The sequence below is a fragment of the Gimesia sp. genome, assembly GCF_040219335.1.
Classification (GTDB): domain Bacteria; phylum Planctomycetota; class Planctomycetia; order Planctomycetales; family Planctomycetaceae; genus Gimesia.
On record NZ_JAVJSQ010000037.1, the window covers coordinates 23,870 to 41,027 of the forward strand.

General features: G+C 53.7%; 15 protein-coding genes. 9 read left to right on the plus strand and 6 right to left on the minus strand.

Annotated features, from left to right (window positions below; all coding sequences use genetic code 11):
- The first annotated feature begins 68 nt into the window (after positions 1-68).
- On the plus strand, positions 69-728 hold the full coding sequence (locus RID21_RS27885) for a CvpA family protein (RefSeq protein ID WP_350194687.1): 660 nt from the start codon (positions 69-71) through the stop codon (positions 726-728).
- A 43-nt stretch (positions 729-771) separates the two neighbouring features.
- Here RID21_RS27885 and rdgB read toward each other — a convergent pair whose 3' ends face one another.
- Together rdgB and RID21_RS27895 are read right to left on the minus strand one after the other, a co-directional pair.
- Complete coding sequence (gene rdgB, locus RID21_RS27890) at positions 772-1,392, minus strand: RdgB/HAM1 family non-canonical purine NTP pyrophosphatase (RefSeq protein WP_350194689.1); 621 nt, start codon at positions 1,390-1,392, stop codon at positions 772-774.
- A gap of 173 nt (positions 1,393-1,565) precedes the next feature.
- Positions 1,566-2,636, minus strand: coding sequence for a hypothetical protein (locus RID21_RS27895; protein WP_350194691.1), 1,071 nt, complete (start codon positions 2,634-2,636; stop codon positions 1,566-1,568).
- Between the two features lie 368 nt (positions 2,637-3,004).
- On the opposite strand from RID21_RS27895, the gene RID21_RS27900 reads away from it, so the two are divergent.
- Complete coding sequence (locus tag RID21_RS27900) at positions 3,005-3,718, plus strand: metallophosphoesterase family protein (RefSeq protein ID WP_350194693.1); 714 nt, start codon at positions 3,005-3,007, stop codon at positions 3,716-3,718.
- Positions 3,719-3,722: 4 nt separating this feature from the next.
- On the opposite strand, the gene RID21_RS27905 is transcribed toward RID21_RS27900, so the two are convergent.
- A complete protein-coding gene (locus RID21_RS27905; RefSeq protein ID WP_145180073.1) occupies positions 3,723-5,147 on the minus strand; it encodes a class II fumarate hydratase in 1,425 nt (474 codons plus the stop codon).
- 139 nt (positions 5,148-5,286) lie between these two features.
- The gene (locus RID21_RS27910; protein ID WP_350194695.1) at positions 5,287-8,289 is read right to left on the minus strand and encodes a PVC-type heme-binding CxxCH protein; all 3,003 of its coding nucleotides are present in this window, start codon (positions 8,287-8,289) and stop codon (positions 5,287-5,289) included.
- 289 nt (positions 8,290-8,578) lie between these two features.
- Here RID21_RS27910 and RID21_RS27915 point away from each other — a divergent pair, with 289 nt between their 5' ends.
- Positions 8,579-9,505 carry an SMP-30/gluconolactonase/LRE family protein gene (locus tag RID21_RS27915; protein WP_350194697.1) on the plus strand — a complete coding sequence of 309 codons (927 nt, stop codon included), beginning with the start codon at positions 8,579-8,581 and terminating at the stop codon, positions 9,503-9,505.
- A 75-nt stretch (positions 9,506-9,580) separates the two neighbouring features.
- On the opposite strand, the gene RID21_RS27920 is transcribed toward RID21_RS27915, so the two are convergent.
- A complete protein-coding gene (locus tag RID21_RS27920; RefSeq protein ID WP_145180079.1) occupies positions 9,581-10,735 on the minus strand; it encodes a type IV pilus twitching motility protein PilT in 1,155 nt (384 codons plus the stop codon).
- Between the two features lie 77 nt (positions 10,736-10,812).
- Here RID21_RS27920 and RID21_RS27925 point away from each other — a divergent pair, with 77 nt between their 5' ends.
- Positions 10,813-10,989: a hypothetical protein gene (locus RID21_RS27925; RefSeq protein ID WP_350194699.1), complete on the plus strand. Its 177-nt coding sequence runs from the start codon at positions 10,813-10,815 to the stop codon at positions 10,987-10,989.
- On the opposite strand, the gene hisF is transcribed toward RID21_RS27925, so the two are convergent.
- Positions 10,976-11,770, minus strand: coding sequence for an imidazole glycerol phosphate synthase subunit HisF (gene hisF / locus RID21_RS27930; protein ID WP_350194701.1), 795 nt, complete (start codon positions 11,768-11,770; stop codon positions 10,976-10,978). The genes RID21_RS27925 and hisF overlap by 14 nt on opposite strands.
- A 513-nt stretch (positions 11,771-12,283) precedes the next feature.
- Here hisF and RID21_RS27935 point away from each other — a divergent pair.
- The 5 genes from RID21_RS27935 (at position 12,284) to RID21_RS27955 (ending at position 17,125) form a co-directional block, all read left to right on the plus strand.
- Positions 12,284-13,342: a DUF1559 domain-containing protein gene (locus RID21_RS27935; protein WP_350194703.1), complete on the plus strand. Its 1,059-nt coding sequence runs from the start codon at positions 12,284-12,286 to the stop codon at positions 13,340-13,342.
- Between the two features lie 47 nt (positions 13,343-13,389).
- On the plus strand, positions 13,390-13,560 hold the full coding sequence (locus RID21_RS27940) for a hypothetical protein (RefSeq protein ID WP_350194705.1): 171 nt from the start codon (positions 13,390-13,392) through the stop codon (positions 13,558-13,560).
- 635 nt (positions 13,561-14,195) lie between these two features.
- A complete protein-coding gene (locus RID21_RS27945) occupies positions 14,196-15,179 on the plus strand; it encodes a DUF1559 domain-containing protein (protein ID WP_350194707.1) in 984 nt (327 codons plus the stop codon).
- A gap of 336 nt (positions 15,180-15,515) precedes the next feature.
- Positions 15,516-16,493 (plus strand): DUF1559 domain-containing protein, encoded by a 978-nt coding sequence (locus RID21_RS27950; RefSeq protein WP_350194709.1) that lies wholly within the window; start codon positions 15,516-15,518, stop codon positions 16,491-16,493.
- 173 nt (positions 16,494-16,666) lie between these two features.
- On the plus strand, positions 16,667-17,125 hold the full coding sequence (locus tag RID21_RS27955) for a carboxypeptidase-like regulatory domain-containing protein (protein WP_350194711.1): 459 nt from the start codon (positions 16,667-16,669) through the stop codon (positions 17,123-17,125).
- Positions 17,126-17,158 lie beyond the last annotated feature (33 nt).

The window sequence follows — 17,158 nt, forward strand, 5'->3', positions numbered from 1 at the left end:
CGAGCAGAGGTTGATCCCGGGTTGAGTACCCGTTGAAACGCGATTCAGTTCAGTTTGGATTTAAAACCATGATTGATATTCTATTGCTGGCGATTCTGGGAATCGTAACCTGGTGTGTTGCCAGCGAAGGCGCCTGGGGAGCGGGGTTCATTTTTGTCTCCGTGCTGTTGTCCGGGCTGCTGGCAATGAATTTCTTTGAACCGCTGGCCACGTTCATGTCCGGCAATGTGATTGGCTCTGGTGCCTGGCAGCAGCGGTGGGACAGTATTGCGCTGATCGGGTTGTTTGTCGGATTCATATTCCTGTTCCGCGAGGTAACCGTGCGGATTGCGCCCGCGTATATGCAGGTCCATCCCCTGGTGCACGAGATTGGTCGCTGGGGTTTCGCAGCACTCACCGGTTACATCACGATGGCATTTCTGTTGACGGCTTTGCATACCACGGCGTTGCCGCGAGAATTTATCGGTTTTACTCCAGAACGTCAGAACCTGTTTGGAGTGGTTGCCCCCGACCGCCAGTGGCTGGGTTTCACGCAGTACGTATCTGAGAAGTCGATGCGGAACGGTGCTTTGGGGCACATCTTCGATGGTCCCGAGTACTCGCTGCCGAATCATCAGAATCGGGTCTGGCCTTCATTTCCGATTCGCTACGCTTCACGCCGGGCCAGTGGGACGGGGGCTGTTGCTCCACCGCCGGTCTCCAAAGATAAAGCAGATCGCTCCTTCTAGCCGGAGGCTTCAGGGCTGAGCGTGATCTGAACGGTGCGGGGACTTAATCATCCAGCTTGTGGAAGAGGTCGACCAGCTGCGGGATGAAGCGTTCAAAAGCTCGAGCGCGGTGACTGAGGTGCTGCTTGACGATGGGGGCCAGCTCGCCGAACGTTTTGTGCAGCTCGATGATCTCGAAATAAGGATCATAGCCGAAGCCGTTCTCGCCGCGTGCTTCGTCCGTCATTCGTCCCCGACAACGGGCTTCGACCTGCAGGCAGATCTCCCCCTGGGGATTAGAGAGGGCCACGTTACAGATGTAGGCGGCAGTCCGTTCGGGCAGGGGAACGTCTTTGAGTTCCTCCAGCATTTTGGCGTTGTTTTTTTCGTCGGTCGCATTCTCACCACTATAGCGGGCCGAATAGATTCCGGGAGCTCCGTCTAACGCGTCGATCATCAGGCCGCTGTCTTCGCCGATGGTCCATTCAGAGATTGCCTGTGCCGTCTCATATGCTTTCTTCGCAGCGTTCTCTGCGAAGGACTGGCCGTCTTCAACGACCTCTTTTGCCTGGGGGAAGTCGGCGACACTCTGAACTTCGATGCCGTGTGGTTTAAGCAGCTCGGCGATTTCGCCTGCTTTTTTCTGGTTACGACTGGCGAGCACGATGCGGGGGTAGTGAGACATGGGTGAGCTGGATTTCGCTGCTGGAACGGAATAAGAAAACGTTGTCCGGCTGATTCTGCCTGCGGTTCCTGGGAACCTCTGCGCAAAAAAGAAGCCTTCCCGATGTCTGGCACTTTAGCAGGCCTGACGGACAGAGGGAAGGCAACAGGATGAATCGATTGTCCGTTGTTTCGTTAGCGGGACTTGGGGGTCTGCATCAGCATCGGTTTGGGATCGAAGACCCAGGAAGCCGACGGTGGTGCAGAGGGGGTGCTGCCGGGAATCACGAAGTATTCCGCGGTCATGGTCTCCACACCGGTTTCCGGGTGCGGCTTCATTTTAGAGCCGAAGAGTTTGGCGTATTCCTTGATCCGGGGATCATCAGCAGAGTCAAACGAACCGACGGTCACAATGGAACGATACTTTTCGTGTAAAACGTAGGCATCGATATTTCGGGGGGCACCCGCAGGGAAGCCATAGCTTTTCGCGTTACGTAACGCTTTGGCCAGTGACCAGGCATTTTCAGCAGCCCGGTCCAGGGCGTTGCTGACTTTCAGAGTATCGTTCGCATTTTGAAAGCGGGAAGTCGCGGTCTGGGTGACGGAGTTCCCGTAGAACGAAGCCACGACCAGCGAATATTTACCCTGATTCTTCAGCAGCGAATATTCGATACCTGAGTTCAGTTTGGCGATCAGTGGATCCTGTTTCCGCTGAGCAACTTCCTGTGGAGAGAGCAGCGGATTGATCGTGAGGAACGCACCGCTTAACGGTCCGGGCTGGCCGGGAGTCTTTTTATAAACGCCGTTTTCGGTGATGACTTTAGGATGGAAGTTCTTGATGTACTTCAGAGTTTTCTGAGCGACATCGTCTTCGCTGTCGGAATAGTTACCCGCGATCACGGAGATCATGGCCCGCTGGGCAGCGTAGCTGCGGCGTTCTTCCCGACCGAGACGATCCAGCGTATTGAAACGCTGAATAACGGCTTCCTGGCTGAAGGTATAAGCGGGAATTCCCCGTTTACGCAGTTCGAAGACCAGCTCGTCGGCTGCTTCCTGGGCAGACAAACCTTTGGAACGCCTGCTCTCAGGAATATCACGCAGGCTGGCGACCATGATCATCCAGGGCCCGTGCCGTTTGGTGAGCTTGTACTTCTTGCCTTTCTCAGCTTCAATCCGGGCGTGCGCTTCCGGCATGATGGCTGTCGAACAGACAATGGCGGTGAGTAAAATGATCAGGCTTTTGCAAAGCAGTTGCGTGGTCCGCATATCAGTATCCCTTCTGAAAGCGTCCGAACCGGTTGGAATTTTAAGGCTAGCGGGCAGAGATTCCACTGCATCCTGAGCGCGAATCGGTACCCGTGTTACAGACTTTGGTCGTGAAGATGTTGAGATGACTCAGACATGTGCGGGGGAGTCTAGCACTTCTGCAAAATTGAGTCCAGAGCTGATTTCTCTCGTCTTTCAGGGGGCTGGTTCTTGAGAGAATCGGCGGGATTTCACTCACAAAGTCAGAAAAAGATTCCCCTGCCTGCCCGAAGAAACATATAATCTAAGTGTAAACAAGATAATAAGATAAGGTAGAGGGTAAGGGGCACAGAGCCTCACTGTGGCGGCGTCTTAGCAGGAAAGCAGACATGCGTGTACTCGTGATTTCGGACATTCATTCCAACTGGGCGGCTTTGTCTTCGCTTAAGGAAGAATTCGATTATTGTCTCTGTATCGGCGATCTTGTGGACTATGGTACGGACCCGGTACCGTGCATCGAATGGGTGAAGCAGCACGCGACCGCCTGTGTGCGGGGGAACCACGATCACGCCGTCGCCCAACGAGTGGAAGCCAAGGGTTCGACCGGATTTCGAAAGCTGGCCTGTTTCACGCGTCCGCTGCACTGGGACCTGCTGGATCGGGTACGGATGAAATACCTGGCGCGGCTGCCAATCTCACAGCAGATCACAATTGAAGGGGTGACTTTCTACCTGGTACACGGAACCCCCCGCGATCCTCTGGATGAATATCTGGGTGAAAACGAAGCGGGCTGGACATCTCGGCTGCAGGGAATCAATGCGAACTTTGTCTGCGTGGGGCACACCCATCTTCCGTTCCATCTCGATCTGGGAGACAAGCAGGTGATTAACCCGGGCAGCGTGGGACAGCCTCGCGACGGGGATCCGCGTTGTTCCTATGCGATCATTGAGGACGGTAAGGTGACTCTCAAGCGGCAGGAATACGATATCGAGGCCGCGATTCGTCAGATGGAAGCAGCCGGCCTCTCCGGAGAATCACTGGAACTGGGCGCCAGCGTTCTCCGGAATGGACGAATGACTGCAGAAGCGAGTCAGAAAGAGTGACCGCTTAAGCCTGAGGCTCGGTCATGCTCATCGGGTCGAGGGCTTCTTTCAGAGTCTCTGCGGGCAGGATTTCCTGCTCGGTGCAGAGCTCGCGAATTGTCTTGCCTGACTTGAAAGCTTCTTTGGCAAGCGCAGATGCTTTCTCGTAGCCGATGTGTGGGTTCAGGCTGGTCACCATCGACAGGCTGTTTTCCACGGCCGCGTTGCAGGCCTCTTCGTTGGCTTCCATGTTATCCAGACAGAGCTTCACGAATTCATTGCAGGAATTCGCCAGCAGGTGCACGCTTTCCAGAGCCGTGAAGCCCATGACGGGCATCATGATATTCAACTGGAACTGGCCGCCGGCGGCTCCCGACATGGTAATGGTCTGGTCATTGCCGATCACGCGGGTGGTGGCCTGCATCATGCTTTCGCACATGACCGGGTTAACCTTGCCCGGCATGATCGAGCTGCCCGGCTGCAGGTCGGGGATCTTGACTTCATAGAATCCGCAGCGCGGACCCGAGCCGAGCCAGCGAATGTTGTTGGAAACGTTGAACAGGGTAGTGGCGATGGTTTTCAGTTCGGCGTGGCATTCAACCAGACCGTCGCGCTGGGCATTGCCTTCGAAATGGTCGACAGCTTCGACGAAGGCGATCCCCGTCAGCTTCGCCAGTTCTTCGCTGACCCGTTTGCCGAATTCGGGATGCGTGTTGATTCCGGAACCAACCGCCGTTCCACCGACGGGCAGTTCATAGACAGCTTCCGCGGCTCGTTTGGCTCGACCGATGCTCAGTTCCAGCTGACGGGCGAAGCCGCCAAATTCCTGGCCGAGTCGCAGAGGTGTGGCGTCTGCCAGGTGAGTCCGTCCGATCTTGATGATCTGGTCCCAGGCTTTCGCTTTTTCTTTCAGGCTGGCAGCCATCTTTTCCAGACCGGGGATCAGCTGTTCGTGAATGCTGGTCGCGACGGCGACGTGAATGGCGGTCGGGAAGGTGTCGTTGGTGCTCTGACCCATATTCACGTGATCGTTGGGATGCACGGATTTGTCTGCAGCGAAGCGGTCTTCCCCCAGAATTTCAATCGCCCGGTTGCTGATCACTTCGTTGACGTTCATGTTGCTCGAGGTTCCCGAACCGGTCTGGTAGACGTCGATCGGGAACTGATCGTCGTATTTGCCTTCGGAGACTTCGGTGGCAGCTGAGACCAGGGCCTTGATCTGTTCGTCGTTGAGGGGATTCTTGCCTGTGCCTGAGAGTTTTCCCAGATCGCGATTCGCATGCGCGGCGGCCAGCTTGACCTTGCCCATGGCGTGGATCAGGCTGGGAGGCAATGTGTTCCCGGAGATCTGAAAATTCTCAACGGCCCGCTGCGTCTGTGCGCCATAATACGCTTCTGCGGGAACCTGCACTTCGCCCATTGAATCACGTTCGGTTCGAAACCCCGACATGGTTTGTTTCCTGTCACTAAGAGAGTGTAAATATTGTCTTCACGTAAAAAAGCCGGTGATCTGTCAGCAGAACACCGGCCTCAATTTTAGCAAGTTGTACCGTTTTCTCAATTGCCCCGCCACCTGGGCGGGAATTTGCTTACGGCAGCGGCTGGGAGCTGCGGAGGTAGCTGAACAGGTCCTGGATTTCCTGATCCGAGAGCTTGTCGAGCAGCCCCTCGGGCATCAGCGATTTTTTCTGCGGCAGCATTTCGTCGATGTTGTCGCGTTCGACGGTGATGCTCTGGCCGTCCGCACTGCGAATGACGATCACATTGTTGTCCTGGTCCGCCAGGAAGCCGTTCACTACCCGTCCGTCATCGGTGACAACCAGATACGTTTCGAAACCTTCCCGGATTTCATTGGACGGATTGACAATGTTGACCAGCATGCGGCCCACGTCGTCCCGTTTGAAGGAAGTCAAATCGGGGCCGATCTCACCGCCATCGCCGAACAGTTTATGGCATTTACCACAGTGCTTCTGGAAGAGCTTTTCACCGGCGTAGCGATCGGGTTCTGCCTGGCTGGCGAGCAGCATCTTCTGGTGTGCTGCGATCTGTTGCTGCATCTGTTCGGTGGTCGCACCCGCGATTGAGCCGAAGTGCTTCTGAATCAGATTGCTGATGCCATCATCACTGAAGACAGTCATCTTGCGGGCGGTTTCGACGGGAACTGTGGTCTTGTTAATCTTGCCGGCATCGATGGCCTGCAGGAAATCCTTCGCCCATGCTTTACGAATCGTAAGCAGGGTCTGGGCGGCACTCCGCAGATCGTCTGACATGTTAGGATAGAGGGCAGTTACCGTTTTGCCGATGGCGTCATCCGGGTACTGCTGCAGGGCACTGATGGCAGCGATCTGCATCTGCAGGTCACTTGAGTTGGAAATGATATCCAGCAGTACGGGAACGCAGGCAGGAACTTTGACTTCACCAAAGATCTGAATCAGGTCGAGTCGCTTCTGGTTGTCTGCTTTGGAATCTGCGACGATCTTCAGCGCTTTCTGGATGGCCTCTTTGTCACCCTGTCGCAGACCCAGGGAGATCGACTGTCCGCCATACTTCGACATGGCGGCGACCAGTTCTTTGGGGAAGCTGGCCGTGGAGCGTCCCTTCATGGCGGTTTCGAAGCCGGACATCAGGATTTCGGCGTGTGATTTTTCAGGAGCCAGCTCGAGTAGTTTCGCACAGACCAGTAGATCGTTGCGCGAGCCGGTTGCAGCGAAGCGGCGCATGATCCGCTCCAGGATGTATTTCTCCACGAGTGGCGACTGCCAGACTTCCGGTTTGGCGAAGTAAGCCAGCAGGGCGTCCCGGTCTTCGTTGACCCGTTTTTCCAGCGACCACCAGAGGATCAGCGGGATATGTACGTCGTCCAGATCTTCCGAGCGAGTGAGCAGGTTAAAGGCGATCGGCAGTCCCGGATCGGCGGGAAGCCGTTTCGATGAACTGGCCAGCTGGCTGCGGACCTGAACGTGAGGCTCGGTCAGTGCCAGGGCGATCAACTGTTGTCCGATTTCGGGAGAGACCCGGTGGTCATCGCAGAGCAGGCGAATCGTCCAGGCCCGGACGAAGGGATCTGAGTGTTTAAGTGACTTCGCTGCGACCGCTTCATCAAAGCCACCACTGAGGTTCAACGCCCAGAGTGCTTCCAGGGCAGACTGACCGTCGGTTTCGAACAGCTTCTGTTTCAAGGCGGGGATCACCGAGGCATCCTTGCGGTCGCCGAACAGGCGCAATGCCTGTTGACGGAACCAGCGGTTGGGATGATCGAGCACCGCGATCAGTTCTTGAGATGACTTCTTGCCCAGGTCAAACGGTGCCAGCGGCTTCGCATCTTTCGCCGTCAGCCGATAGATGCGGCCATCCCCTTTTTCGACCTGCCCCGAGTAATGCTGTCCGTGGGCAATCTGATGTTCGTACATGTCGCAGAAATAGATCGCACCGTCCGGGCCGAGTTTAATGTCGACGGGGCGGAAGCGTTTGTCGGTGGTCGCGACCGGACGTTGCAGGTCTTCGGTCTGGTAGGATGAACCGTCAGCAGTGACTGCGCTTTCTACCACGCGGCCCTGCAGAGGTTCGATGCCAAACAGGTGCCCCCAGTACTTTTTGGGCAGTGTCTCGGCTTCGTAGATAATGAAGTTATGCGTGAAGCGGGGAACCTTGGCGTGCTTCATGGCCTGAAAGTAGCCGAAGGCGTAAGGGTTCGAGAGGGGGCCGTGTTTGCCGAACCCTTTCTGGTAGTAGCTTCCCTGGGTGTAGTGGAAGCCGCGTGTGTTACCGCCGTTATGGCCGGAGTAGAGACGTCCCTTATCGTCGATCTCCACACCGAACGCATTGCCGCCACCTTCCGCGAAGATCTCGTAAATTTTCTTTTCGGGATGATAACGCCAGATCAGCTGGCCGAGCGTCTGGATGGCTTCGCTGTCCTTCTGCCCCGGCTTTTTCACTTTACCGGAGACGGTACTCCCCTGAGAGGAATAGAGCCAGCCGTCCGGTCCCCAACGGAGACTGTTGACGACCGAGTGGGTATCTTCCAGACCGAAACCTTCGAGGTGTACAACGGGATCGCCGTCCGGTACATCGTCATTGTTTTTATCCGGATAGAACAGCAGGTAAGGCGGGTTCAAGACCCAGACGCCGCCCCGGCCTTTAACGAACGAAGAGGCGATGTTCAAATCGTCGAGGAACACGGAATGCTTGTCGTACTTGCCGTCACCGTTGGTATCTTCATGAATGGTGATCTGGTCGTCTCCCTTGTCGCCATGTGGGGGAGGCAGGGGGACTTTGTCGTAGACGGCGCGGTGATGTTTATCTTTACTGAGAATCCGCAGTCCTTCGGGATAAGGGTACTGCAGATAGTTGATGACCCACATCCGTCCCCGTTCATCAAAGTTGAGGAAAATCGGTTGTTTGACATTTGGCTCGGCCAGCACCTGTTCGAGTTTGAGATCGTCCGGAACGGTGAACTGTTTCAGTGAGTCGGCGGGACTGAAAAATTCGCCTCCCGTATTATTAGGCGGCGGTGTTGGAGGGGCCGCCTGGCTGACGACGTAGAGAGAACCGGAGGCGAGGATGGTGAGCAGTAAGAACAATTGCAGTTTCATTGTTCCCGTTCCTTTGATTACAAATTTCGCGGATCCTGATTCACAGGGAATGAACAGGGCAGGAGTTCAGGTGAGAAGATTCCGGGATTTTTAAAGGAAATTCAGAATCTGACTATCAGTCTGAGGGGAGAACAGGCCAAAATCAAGTAAACCATGGTGATTCCCCGGGGATTCTCTGATTCTCACAAGGGAACGCCGGTCGTCATACTTTCATTACGACGAATCTCCCTGTTTGTTGAATCACGGTCCGTTCTTTTTTGAAAAACATTCGCACCAGGAACCTGCTGCCATGCTGAAATCTGTGACGTCGATACTGCTGTTGTGCCTGCTCGTCTGTGACACGCTCCCGCTTTCTGGAGCAGAGCCGAAAGAAGCACACCCGGTCCCCCGGACTGTGGCTCCCGGTGCCGAGTTAGAGGAAGAGTATGCTGCGAAAGCCTTCTTTGAGGGCCCCGTCTGGGATCCCGTGGGGAAGAAGTGGTACTTCACTTCGTTTGTGGACAAAGACACCAAGATCCTCCGTCTGGACGGGGAAGGGCAGGCGCGCATCTGGCTGGATAATACCAAAGGCATCAACGGCACCTATCTCTCCAACGAGGGAAACATGCTGGGAGCACAGGCCTACGGTCAGCATGTGATGAGCTACGGCTTTGGTGAATCGGGGCCGAGTGAGACAACCGTGATTGCCGCGAACCCGAAATGGAATCAGCCCAATGATGTCTGTCAGACTCCGAATGGAAATATCTATTTTACCGACCCGGATTTCAAGAACCGGAAAACGAGCGCTGTCTACGTCAGAACAATCGATGGTGCTGTGAAGAAAATCATTACCGAGATGCCGGTGCCGAACGGAATTATCGCGTCGAATGACGGCAAGACTTTGTATGTCGGCGACAGTCATGAGAAATTGTGGCGGAGCTATCCCATTCTGGAAGACGGCACCGTTGGTGAGGGCAAGGTCTTTTTCAATCCGGAGACCGCACGCCAGGATTCGCCCGACGGGATGAGCATCGATGCTGAGGGGAATCTGTATCTGTCTGGGCGGGGCGGTGTCTGGGTGGCGAGCCCTGAGGGGAAATCGCTGGGACTGATTCCCGTGCCTGTCTTCTGTTCGAACGTCAGCTTCGGTGGCGTGGATGGCAAGACTTTGCTGCTGACCTGTTCCAATAAGGTTTACAGCCTGAAAATGAACGTCCCGGGTGGCCAGTACCGTTGAGCTTGAAACAACACAGGGTGCTGCCTGGTGAGACAGCACCCTGTAGTCTGGTCTGATTGATGATGCAGCCGGCGATTACAGAATCGCGGCGCCTTTGACGTCGATCCCTTTGAGGGTCATCTTCAGTTCTTCCACGTTCGGTGAAATTTCGAACGCGTCGGCACGACTGATGAACTCGCGGTCGATGAAGCCTTTGAGGCTGTCGTTGAACTGCTGCATCCCTTCGTCTTTACCGATCCGGATGGCGGCGGCCAGCTTTTCGTCCTGCTCTTCCAGTACCAGCTTACGCACGGTCGGGTTGAAGGTCATGATTTCCACAATCGGCACACGACCCGGTTTATCGACGATGGTTTTCAACAGTTTCTGGGCCACGATGGCACGCATGTTGAAGGCCAGCGAGCCGCGGAGTGCTTTGTGCATGTCCTGCGGGAAGAGGTCGAGAATACGACCGATGCAGGAAGGAGCGTTGGAGGCGTGAATTGTTCCAAACACAAGGTGCCCCGTTTCGGCAGCATGGATCGCTGTCGAGAATGTTTCCATGTCACGCATTTCCCCCACCAGCATGATGTCGGGGTCCTGACGCACGGCGTGTTTCATCGCGATTTCGAAGTCTTTCACATCGATCCCGACTTCACGCTGGTTGATCAGACACTTATTCTGGGTATACACGAATTCGATCGGGTCTTCGATCGTCAGAATGTGTTTGCGGTAATGGTCGTTGACCCAGTTCAACATGGAGGCAATCGTCGTACTTTTACCACTACCCGTCACCCCGGCCAGCAGAACCATGCCCTGGTCGAACTTACACAGCGACTCCATCACGGGGGGCAGGAACAGCCCTTCAAAGTTGGGAATCGAGCGTTCAATTTTACGGGAGACCATGCCGGGAAAGCCAAGCTGAATAAACAGGTTCACACGGAAACGCCAGGCTTCGCCTTCATGCTCGACGACGTAGGAAAAGTCGGCTCCCCCTTCGTCGTGGAAGATTTTCTTATTGCGTTCATCCATCATTGGATCAAACAACGCCATCATTTGATCACGGTCGATCGGATCCATCTGCAGTTCGCGGAGAGTCCCCTTCACACGCAGGATGGGCGCTTTACCAACCTGCATGTGTAAGTCAGAACCGCCGTGCTTGATCAGCTGGCGGAAGACTTTATCAACTTCATTTTCAGCACGCCCGGTAATCGGGGAGATCTCTTTTGCTTTCGCAGGAACGGTTGTCGCCATTAACAAACTCCACTAATCTCATATTCGATTTCACTGCAAGAGCCTGCAGCATTGTTGACAGGAATGACTGTTCTGACATGTGGTCACGATTTCAGGCCAACGGGCCAAAAACAGTGGCTGGAGCAGAAGCCGCTATTACTATTTTGAAGACTCTCAAGGAACATGCAAGCTCCTTTTATCGTGATACCGGTAAATTTGTCACTCTGATCAGGCCAACGGTTGATCTGGAACGGCTGTCGGTTACGACCGCGTGAGTGAAACTTCGCTTTTGAAACGGATCGGAATTCCCCGTTCAGCCAGGTAGTGTTTGGTTTCGTCAACAGGATGGGTGCCATAATGGAAAATACTGGCGGCCAGCGCTGCACTGGCTTTCCCTTCGGTTAAGATTTGATATAAGTGTTCAGGGCAGCCAGCTCCACCACTGGCGACGACCGGGATGGAAACCGCTTCCGCAACGGCCTTGGTCATCGGTAAATCGTAGCCGTCTTTCGTGCCATCTGCGTCCATCGATGTGAGGACGATTTCTCCCGCACCCAGTTCTTCAACTTTTTTTGCCCACTCGATCGCTTCCAGTCCGGTGGGAACACGTCCGCCGTTAACGTGTACTTCCCAGAATTCCTTTCCGTCTTTCTGTACACGCTTGGGATCGATATTCACTACGATACACTGGCTGCCGAATCGCAGGGCCGCCTCGCGGATCAGGTCCGGATTTTTCACAGCCGAAGAATTGATGGAAACCTTATCACAGCCCGCATTCAGCAGGGCGCGAATGTCTTCCAGCGTGCGGATCCCCCCGCCTACGGTGAGTGGCATGAAGATAACTTCGGACGTGCGACGCACGATATCCAGGATGATCTCACGTTCTTCGTGGCTGGCGGTAATATCCAGGAAGACCAGTTCGTCGGCTCCCTGTTCTTCGTAGCGGGCAGCGACCTCGACCGGATCGCCGGCGTCCTGCAGATTAACGAAGTTGACCCCTTTGACGACCCGTCCCGCATGCACATCGAGACACGGAATAATGCGTTTAGCCAGCATGAAATTACCTGGAATGATTCAGACAGTTGAGGTGGGAACTGACAGGTTTTGTTCCCTTTGCAATGTAGATTAAACGACTGTGCCCCGTTTCGGTAGCCTGCAGAAGCGAATAAGCCACTGACTCATCAGTATCAGTTCTCTCTGAAACTGTCATCTCAATGTTACTGGTGGTGCTGATTCTCTGACTTTTTCCCACTCGTCCGCTTTCGGGTAATCGCTGTTTCACGCCACGATGGCAGCAGGTTTTCTAAACATACTATACAAACGACGGTTGTCTGAATTTGTATAGATAAGAGATTGACAGGCTGAGTTCACGGTCTCTAAACTAAACCTTATTAATCATTTGTATATTAATGTACTTATGGTTGATTTCGTTCGCCGCTGCGGCAGTATGCCCCCGCGACTTCCTTTCATGAGATCTTTCGATCCGAAGCCGAGGCCTGGTGAATTCAATCAGGTCTCAGTTGTTCGACCGTCCTTTCATTTTCTTTATCTAAAAAAAGGAGCAAAGACATGAGACGTCATCAATGGCAGAGACGAGGTTTTACCCTGATTGAGTTGCTGGTGGTGATTGCCATCATCGCGATCCTGATTGCCCTGTTGCTACCGGCAGTCCAGCAGGCGCGCGAGGCGGCACGCAGAAGCACCTGTAAAAACAATCTGAAACAGATGGGCCTGGCACTCCATAATTATCATGAAGCCTTTGGTTGTTTTCCTCCGGGACAGATTCGCGGCTGGAATGGTACTGTCGAACTGGGAAGTGGTGCTTCCTGGGGGGCCTTGATACTTCCCTACATGGATCAGGCACCGCTGTATAACAAACTCAATTTTAACATCGGAATCTATGAAGGAACCAACAAAACCGCGATCAACGCTGTTTCTGGTTTAAGTATTGTGCTGTGTCCCAGTGATACCGACCGGGCTCCGACACGCAGCATTCATTCTTCGAGTACGCCCAACTATATGAGCTCAATCCCGAGCACCAGTTATTTCGGCAGCATCGGGGGGTTCCAGAACGGAGACAGTACAGACCCCCGGCTTTCCGGAGGGTTTTTCACCTATGATCGGGCGCGGCCCACCAAGATTGCCTCCATCAGTGATGGGACCTCGAACACGATTGCTGTGGGTGAAAAGTCTTACCAGGTCTGGACTGGTGGCTCGTGGCTGGGCGTGCAGCACAACACCTACCAGACTTCCAGTCCGGGGAATGATACTGCCTGCTGTCAGGACTGGTACCTGGGAGCGGGGATCTATCCGATGACCAACCAGCTCACTCCTGGTCTGGGTAGCACGAACTGGCGGTATGGCAGTGTGCATACGGGCGGCGCACATTTCCTGATGGCTGATGGAGCCGTACGGTTCATTTCCGAAAACATTCAGCACATCGTTTCCACCCGCAGCGCTTCTACCTGTTCCACGAATAACTGTGGCTGTGAATGGAGCAATGACGCCAATGCTTGCGCGCCAGGTGCTCCGGGGGGCTGGAATGACAAAGCTTATCTCGGTAATCACTTTGGCATCTATCAGCGGCTGCATCATAGAAATGATGGATTGACCCTCGGCGATTTTTAATCAGGAACTGACTAACACGAGGAGTACCTGTTTCGAAAGGAGAAACCATGCATCTGAAAAAAATCAAACGCAGCTGGAATCTGATTCCCCTGAGTCTGTTCTGTCTCTGTCTGTCGCTTTCAGCGTGTGCTGACAAAACGACTGCAGAATACACCCAGCCTGATCCCGGACTGAATGCTGAAGAGTCCAGCGTCCAGATGGATCAGGGGGGCAAATAGCAGAATTCGATCTGCGGAGCGTTTCCGTTTTGCAGCAGATTCCGGAATGGCTCCTACAGTTATTATGATGATTTGTCGGGGAGAGTGAGATGATCATTTCACTCTCCCCGCTGCTTTACCATCACAGACTTTCTGGCCTCCATGCTGGTGATGTCATTCGCCATACACCCTCTCTCGATCTATCGTCTTTGTTCTCTCAGCGCAGACAAACTTTTCCGACTGCAGCGATCAGGGGTTTTGTCATGATCGACCGCGCAGTGATCAGCGTTAATTAGTATTCCATTCTAATTAGCAAGATATTACGTCGATCGGGATTGACTCACTTTCCATTCAGGGTAACCTGAAAGTAATTCGAATCTCAGATGACTGGTGAATAGTTGATTCGAAGACCATCCATAACCCACCTTCGGGGCGCTCCTGAACTATCGTTTCTACATAATACAGGACCGATGCCCTGACTACTAGTTCCTCCGCTACACATTGCATTCTCTATTCCTGCGCTGAAAGAAAATGCCTGCACGGAACGACCCAGAAACGAGTCACCCTATGCTGCATGACGCTCCAGGCAAAATCTTGATCATTGTCTGGCTGCGACTTCATACCATTTCTTGATAGATCCGAGACTGGAGACCGACATGAAACAACGCACAACCTTGCGCGGTTTTACTCTGATTGAACTTCTGGTGGTGATTGCCATCATCGCGATTCTGATTGCCTTGTTACTCCCCGCTGTTCAACAGGCCCGGGAAGCAGCCCGTCGCTCTACCTGTAAAAATAATCTGAAGCAGATCGGACTGGCTCTGCATAACTATCACGACACACACCAGCTCTTCCCGTATGCAACCGCGAACCCCGGTAACTGTATCCCAGCAGACCCGAATGCCACGATCACCAATCATACCGGCTGGCTCTACCTGCTCCCTTTCATGGATCAGGCAAACCTCTACAACCAGTTCAATTTCAGTGCTGCAACCGGGCAGCATAACAAAACCTCGAATACACTGGCCGGCGGTAGCTCGATCACTACCGGGAATGCCCAGCTGGGAACGAACATCATTCCGATTCTGCTTTGTCCCTCAGATGATGGCGGCTCGACCTATCCGGGGGCTGATACGAATTATGGCACCGGCGTAGCTAACTCGGCCCGCACCAGTTACGGGTTCAGTGTGACCACTGGTGAGTACTGGGGGGGGAACTGTACCTACTGGGTGAATGAAAGCAAAACCAACCGCACCATGTTTGGTGCGAATTCCAAGTGCAAAATCCGCGATATCAAAGATGGAACCAGCAACACCGTCGCGGTTGCCGAGACAACCCTGGATGTCGATGACGGCGAGTGTCAGATCTGGGCTGCCTCTTCACATGTGGGGATGGGGGTCATGCTGAAAGCCAGCCGGGGCATCAATGAATTTCGCTGCTGCACCTGGCGAACTCCCCCTAATGCTCAGTTTCAACCAGGACGCCTGGGAGAATGGGGAGAGCCGGGCAGTACCCATACCGGCGGAATGCACGTTCTGCTGGCGGATGGTGCAGTCCGGTTTATCAGCGAAAATATCGACACCAACACGCGCCTCAATCTGGCCAATATCTCCGATGGCAATCCCCTGGGAGAATTTTAAGAGTGATTAAAGCTGATTTCGACGGGCCGGTTGATTCCAATCCGGCCCGTCGTGATGCATAGGCCAAGTTACATGTGTTCTCATTTCTGACGCGGGTTACACAAATCTGGTTGACAGGGTGTTCTCCCGCACTTAATAATTACTAAATCTAAATATCAAAAGGTATTTCCCTTTCGGGTAATTAATTGAGATTTTAAATTTCCTTTATTTTTGATCGCTACATCAACACCTGACGAGTGTTTATTTAATTGCCTTCTTCAATTCGACTCCGAATTGTAGTCATCACATTTAGTCGTTTTTTTTCGTTCCTTTCTCTTATTTAACTGGAGACACCCTATGCGACAGCAATTATTCAAGCGGGGCTTCACCTTGATCGAACTGTTGGTGGTGATTGCCATCATCGCGATCCTGATTGCTCTGCTCTTGCCGGCGGTACAGCAGGCGCGTGAAGCAGCCCGCAGGTCAACCTGCAAAAACAACCTGAAGCAGATCGGTCTGGCACTGCACAACTACCATGACACCCATCGCGTGTTCCCCTATGCCACTGCTAATCCTGGTACCTGTACGACCGCAGGTGGAGCCACAATCACTAATCATGCCGGCTGGCTTTATCTGCTGCCTTTCATGGATCAGGCAAACCTGTATAACCAGTACAATTTCAGTGCCGCCACAGGATCGCGAAACGATGTCGGCGGGACGCTGGCAGGTGGAGGTGCGATCGCCAGCGGGAATGCGGTTCTTGGTACGAATGTCATTCCTATTCTGATCTGCCCTTCTGATGACGGCGGGGCTCAGTATGCTCCCGCCAGTACGGCCTACGGAACCGGAGTTGCCAATTCCGCACGCACCAGCTATGGCTTTAGTGTGACGAATGCCCACGACACGGGGGCCTGTAATCTCTGGACTCTGGAAGGTAAAACTTCACGTGCCATGTTCGGGATCAGCTCAAACTGTCAGGTTCGTGATGTCAAGGATGGTACCAGTAACACAGTCGCTGTCGTAGAGACCACTCTGGACGTCGATGACGGCGAATGCCAGTCCTGGGCCGCAGCTTCACACGTGGGGCTGGGAACAAATTTCAAGTCGAGCCGGGGTATTAATGAATTCCGTTGCTGCACCTGGAGAACACCGCCTATGCAACAGTTTCAGCCAGGCCGCCTTGGTGAATGGGGCGATCCTGGCAGTACCCATGTGGGCGGGTTGCATGTGTTGATGGGCGATGGTGCAGTTCGATTCGTCAGCGAAAACATCGACTCGACGACGCGTAATAATCTGGCGAATATCTCTGACGGAAACGTTCTGGGAGAATTCTAATAACAAATCCCAGAGTCAGACCTGGTCGTTCTCCTTCGTTCCGCAACCGGGCGAAGGGGGACTGGCTTTTTCTCCCTCTCCAGAGCGAAAATTAGATGAGCTGGATCTGAAGCAGCAGTGTGACTGAGTAACCAACTTCGAATTCCCATCTGACAAGATTGAAAGAAAGATGCATGTTGAAATTGAATAGACAGATTGCCGTTCTGCTGATGACTGTCGGCTTAGTGAGTGGTTGTGGTGGTCACACTTCAGAAGTTCCCGATGACCTTGTTCCTGTTACAGGAACCGTGAAACTGGATGGTGAACCGAAAGCAAATATTACGGTTATCTTTAATCCCGGAAAAAAAACCGCTGGAACGGGTGGGTATGGTGTGACCGATCAAGATGGTAAGTACACGCTGACTCATCGCAGCAATAAGCCTGGAGTAGAACCGGGAGAGTATGTTGTCACTTTCTCTATGATGGGCCTGCCCGACGGAAGCCCGATTCCTGAAGGGAAAGATGCGGCCGATGTGGGTGCAGTGCAGTTGCTGCCTGAGCAATACACGAATCCCAACCGTGAGATGAATCTGACCATCGCCACGGTGAAAGCGCCCTCCGCAACTCTGGATTACGAAATTAAATCAAAATAAAGTTCGCAATCAGAAATACCTCAGTTCCTAAAG